The following is a 5,255-nucleotide window of genomic DNA, read 5'->3' as shown; positions in this document are numbered from 1 at the left end:
GATTATTATTATACTCCAAAACCAAGTTTAATTGGAGTTAGTTAACCTCCGTCGAAAGCTAAATGCCAAAATATCTGCCACCTTGCTAGAAACACTAGCTCATTTAATATGCCGCTACTTATTTTTTTGGGCTGTTTAATGCTAAGGGAATAGTTTGTAAGCCTCAAAAAATAGACTTTAAGGCAGGGGAAAAGGCTAAGCCATAAAAAGGTTGGGAAAGCGTTACAAGAGGCACCGCACATCTAGATGGGGAACATTTAATGAAACTGTATCAAATATTGGCGATGTAGATTTATTTGGCTCCGTTTTCCTGGTTGGGCTCTAAATTGCAAAATGAGCTTTATAAATGCTCCTTTTTTAGGCGAAGCCAAACTATTCTACATCACGATCGGTACCTGGTGATGTAGATTTATTTGTCTTTAGAAAGATTTTTGAAATTTGACGGGTATTTTTAACACCACTATTTGAGGTGGTATTGCTTTGAGGCGCCCTGTTAAGAAACAACTCCCAATCACACTCCCCCTCCTACGTGACGCGGTTACCATGTTCCTCCAATCATACGACAACAAAACCTACTCCGAAAAGAAGCCCTGCCCCAAATGCGGCTCGGAAAACGTGATAAAGAGCGGAGGCACCCAACCCAAAATATTCTGCAGAATAATAACAAAAACTGGCTTCAAAGACATAACTGTGCGGATCAAACGCCTCCAGTGCAAGAACTGCAAAACCAGCTTCTACGCCCAAGCCCCCTTCTACAAGAACTGCATCTACAGCACCCTCATAGTAGACCTCTGTCTCGCCCTGGCTGCCAACATGCCCCGCAACCGGGCGGAAGCCACCCTCACAGAGCTGGGAATACAAGTGGACCGAGACACCATCAAAAACTACTGCAAACTCTTCCGAAAAAGAGCGGAAAAGTACGCCGGCCTATCCTTCCTGGGCGCAGACCTAGCCATAAACGTCCTCAAAATACTCACCGGCGCAGAAAACGTGGAGCAACTCCGAGACAAACTCCCAGAAAAGGGAAAAGAAATCATCCCAGCAACAGCAGATGAAACCTACCCTGCAAAGAAGGGGGCCAAAAAGAAGCAAAAAGAGGAGAATCAGAAGAGGAAGAAGGAGGGAAAGAAACCTCTACTACACCCTGAAGGCTTCACACTCGCCGCAGCCTACCTTCCCACCCTAAAAATCTTTGCCTCGTTATGTGTACAGGACATGGATTTCAACCACCTCCTAGCCCTCATGCTCATGCAGCCCTTGAAGGGAACAGACTACGTTGTAGTTGATGGGGAACCATCATATAATGGAACTTGCAACAACCTGAAAAGGTGCACCATACACCGGAGGCGACGCATCGCGAGGAAAGACCCCCAACTTCAAGAACTTAGGAAAAACGACCCGAACACCTACCTTAAGGGTTATAGATCCCTCCACGATTACCTCAAGGAGGATTTCTACAAGGAACTGGAAAAAGAAATAGGAAAGCCCCCACCTGAAGGACTGCCTACAAGCACCAACTCCATGGAAGGGGGGAACTGGAGGGAAAAACATGCACTTGACACCTCGTACTGGACCGTCGAGGGACTCCGCGATAGAGCTCTCCTCCTGTGCCTGAGGGACTCCCTCAAAACCTTCTCAGGTGGCAAACCGGTGGAGAATCCTGTGGTTCAAATGGGGCACTTTAGCTACGGGCTAATCATGGCGGCGGTCTAAGCAAAGAAGAGTGAACAAGCAAAAAAGGGGTAGGAAGAAAAACAAAAAAGGCAGAACCTCCCTTTCAGAAAATATCGAAAAAGCCAAGCAATTCTACATCACCAACCCCACAAAACGAGCACGTCCAAAAATTCTTCTATTTTTGGGTAGTATTATACTTATGCTATGGGTAAGGCAGTTATTCGTAGGAAGCCTGTGCCCTACAAATACGCAGTAAAACTGCTCGACGTGAGAAGATTCACCCTATACAGCCTGGGAAACACCCCCCTCATAGTCCTCATCAAAGACCAGGTTCCACCCCCCGAAGAAGTTTGCACCGCCATCCACGACGCGGTTCTGGAGCGCCTAATAAACGAGGAAGAAAGGGAGCGGCGCAGCAAATATCGGCCGGAGAAGAAGAGGCCCTGGTCTCCAACAAAAACCAAGACCCCCTTCCAGGACGCCACAAGCAGGGAGGCCAGAAAACACACAGTGGAAGACGACCTCAGAATCGCAGAGGCGGCCGTAGAAAAACTGGGGGACCCCTGGAAACCCTCAAAGAGGGGGCGAAAACCACACTACAGCCCAAAAAAGCTAGCCGCAGCAATACTCATCAAAGAGTTAAGAGGCTTAAGCTTCGAAAAACTCTCCACAGAACTCAAAAACCACAACTACGACGCAAGAACAGAGGAAGCCAGGGAGAAGGGAGAGGAGCCCAAAAGCCCCTGCCCCTCCCAGCTCCACTGGGCCATGGCCAAAATCCCCGAAAAATACCTGGAAGGAGCCCTCCGGATCCTAAACCAGATGGTTGCCGAGGAGCACGCCAAGCTCTTCGGGGAAGAAAACTTGAATGATTACGGCGTAGACTCCACAGAGGACACCTGCACCACCCTCAAAGAAGTCATGAGGGCCATGAAAACGAGGCTCCACCATCAAACCGTGAAGTACCACATACTCTCCCAGCTGGCAACTAACACCGTGGTGGCGGTTAAAGTCACAAAAAACACCCGGGATGCAAGGCCCCTCCTAAGACATGTGCCGCCCGGCTCAACAGTCTACATGGATGCAGACCTGCGACGTTGAGTACAATTATGAGTACGGTCAGGAGAGGGGAATCACCCTCATTGTTTACCCAAAACTTTATGATGGGAAGCCCTACAAGGGGCGCCACCGCCGCCAGGCTCAGAGAGATTTTAGCGAGGAGAAGTATGGACGCCGCAAGCTGGTGGAACGCCCCATAGGGAACAGAAAGGCCCGGGATGGAGGCACGCTGAACTACCGAAGGCCAGACATGCAGAGGAAAGGGCTACTGCTCAAGTACATTGCCCATAACATCAGCGCGTTTTTCACGCAGAAGGCCTGGCAGAAGGAACTGCGGCCAGTGCAATTCCCTCAGAAAGGGTAGGGCACAAGGACAGTGAACAGAGGCCCAAAGCTAGTGGACACTCCGTTCGCCTATTCGGCTCAGCGGCCACCACAAGCCAGTCTGCCCAAGCTGTTTACATCGGTGAAGGGGGGATCGCCGGCAACAACACGCCTCAAACAATCCTTGAAAAAACGAATACTTCAATTTTTTGGACGTGCTCCTGTAAACCGGACATTTTCGGGTTAAGAGTGATGTTTTTTTGGCTGCTTACGCTTAGTTTATGTGGTGGATTTTGGAAAGCTTGTTTGTCGAGGTCGAGTATGCTCCCCCCGAGGGGAGAATCAGGGCTGCTTCCGTCCCGACGTGCAGGTTCAGGATCATCTGTGAGGACGAGGAGATGCAGAGGAGGGCCGACTTCGTCGGGCGCCTCGACCCACGCCTCGGCGAGGATGAGGTCGTCGGCCTCGTTGTGGATAGCTTCGGGCGCCCCCTCTGTCCATCCTGTGGCGCGCAGCTCGTCAAGAACGGCGTGAACGGCTCGGGGACACCCCAGTACCGGTGTAATGCGTGCGAGAGGGATATGGCCTTCCACGCGGTCTTCGAGGCCGTGACCTTCAGGGCGCTGAAGACGCTGACGGCGCTCACCATGGTCATACACTGCCAGACAACCGTCGAGGACGCGGCCGACTTCCTCGGCCTGAGCAGAAACGTCCTCTGGGAGAACCTGTGGCGCCTCCCCGACTTCGAGCCCCGGGTGAGCGGGAAGCCGATGGCCGTCAGCCACCGGAAGGAAAGGGTGCTCGTGGTCAACCTGGACGGCCTCCACAGGGGAGAGAGCTGCCTGCTCCTCACGGTCAGCGGGGAGAGGAAGAACATCGGGGAGGGAAACGAGAGAACCATGGAAGGCCTCGAAGAGCTTCTGGACGGAGCGCTGAGAGGTATGGAGGCGGACCGGTACCTCTTCGTCACGGACACAAACAGGGCGGCCATAAGGTGGCTCATCGAGCGCTACGGGGAGAAGGCGGTGGTGGTAGCGCAGAACCACACTCTCTGGGGGGACGCGATGGTCTACTTCCACCACGGCGGCTGGTGGACCCTGCGCCTCAGAACCGACTCTTTCACCACACCCACGCCCAAGAGAAACGAGGCTAGGCTCCTCCCCCCGGGCGTGATTGAACTCTACGAAGGCCTCAAGGGAACGAACCCGGTGCTCACGCTCAGGAACCACTCGACAGAAGCCCTCGAGGCCATGGGCGCGAGCCTCCTTGAGGCGCTGAGGGCCCTCGCCCTCGAGCTTCGGAGCAGAACGAGCCTTGAAGGCCTCTTCCTCATGATGCTGACGAGGGTAAGGGAGCTGAACTCCGTCATAAAGGAGCTCAGAAGGAGGGGAGTGAGCACAATCGAGGAGAACGCACGGAGAGTGATGAGCTGGATCGCCGAACTGTACGGGGGTGCACCCGGAGCTAAGAGGAAGAGGCTCCTTATGAACGCCTGGAAGCACCTCAAGGCGATGCCCGAGGAGGTCGAGAGCCTCGGAAGAGCCCTCCTAGGCTCCTGGAGCACGAAAGAAGAGGAGGCCGAGAAGCCACACGGGGCGAAGAAGAAGACCGCAAGAGCGACTCAGAGGGCGAGGCTCGTCTACAGGGGCCCCGTCGAGGAGGCGCGGCAATCACTCTCCGAGGAGGCGCGCGGCGCCCTCGAGTGGATCCTGAGCCTGCTCAGGAAGGTGTTCGACGGGAGGGAGATCACCAACAACCCGTGCGAGGGAGAGTTCAGCGTGACAGGGGACGGCGTAAGGAGACGCAGGTCCGCGTTCCCGCTCAGGGCTATCGGCTACGCCTACCTGAGGAGGAACGGCCTCCACGCAGTTGCCTTTGAGGTCGCCGCCCACTTCTCCATGAGCAGGATGGGGGGCGACGCCCCTCACAGGGGAAGGGTTCAGCTGAGGAAAGGCGGAACCTACCTCATCATCTACAGGAACAGGGAAGGGGAGGTGAGCCGGAAGACCGTAACCGTCCTCAGACGCCTCAAGGGGAGGGTGGTCGCCCTCTGCCACGAGGAGCTGAGGAAGAAGCACCTCTCCCGCAGGAGAGTCCTCCACGCAACACCCCTCTAATCACTCTTAACCCGAAAATGTCTTAATCCAATTTTCGGAAAAAAATTTTTTATTTTTCCCAATTCAATTGAGAAATTTACA

4 protein-coding genes are annotated in these 5,255 nt (G+C 53.9%); all 4 read left to right on the top strand.

Translation table 11 applies throughout. The features are described from left to right. Positions 1-480 precede the first annotated feature (480 nt). The 4 genes from ACP5PX_RS07185 (at position 481) to ACP5PX_RS07170 (ending at position 5,174) form a co-directional block, all read left to right on the top strand. A complete protein-coding gene (locus ACP5PX_RS07185) occupies positions 481-1,713 on the top strand; it encodes a hypothetical protein (RefSeq protein WP_428085289.1) in 1,233 nt (410 codons plus the stop codon). Positions 1,714-1,878: 165 nt separating this feature from the next. Next, positions 1,879-2,775 carry a hypothetical protein gene (locus ACP5PX_RS07180; RefSeq protein ID WP_428085288.1) on the top strand — a complete coding sequence of 299 codons (897 nt, stop codon included), beginning with the start codon at positions 1,879-1,881 and terminating at the stop codon, positions 2,773-2,775. Next, positions 2,756-3,097: a hypothetical protein gene (locus tag ACP5PX_RS07175; RefSeq protein WP_428085287.1), complete on the top strand. Its 342-nt coding sequence runs from the start codon at positions 2,756-2,758 to the stop codon at positions 3,095-3,097. Before ACP5PX_RS07180 ends, ACP5PX_RS07175 begins: the two co-directional genes overlap by 20 nt. A 253-nt stretch (positions 3,098-3,350) precedes the next feature. Beyond that, positions 3,351-5,174, top strand: coding sequence for a transposase-like zinc-binding domain-containing protein (locus ACP5PX_RS07170; protein WP_428085286.1), 1,824 nt, complete (start codon positions 3,351-3,353; stop codon positions 5,172-5,174). Positions 5,175-5,255 lie beyond the last annotated feature (81 nt).

The sequence above is a fragment of the Hadarchaeum sp. (SeqCode) genome (assembly GCF_049969415.1).
Taxonomy (GTDB): Archaea; Hadarchaeota; Hadarchaeia; order Hadarchaeales; family Hadarchaeaceae; genus Hadarchaeum.
This window is presented reverse-complemented; position numbering and strand designations above follow the sequence as displayed.

Excerpts from the sequence above, each read along its gene's own strand:
- ACP5PX_RS07175 (WP_428085287.1), top strand. The coding sequence starts at position 2,756 with ATGCAGACCTGCGACGTTGAGTACAATTATGAGTACGGTCAGGAGAGG.
- ACP5PX_RS07180 (WP_428085288.1), top strand. The coding sequence starts at position 1,879 with ATGGGTAAGGCAGTTATTCGTAGGAAGCCTGTGCCCTACAAATACGCA.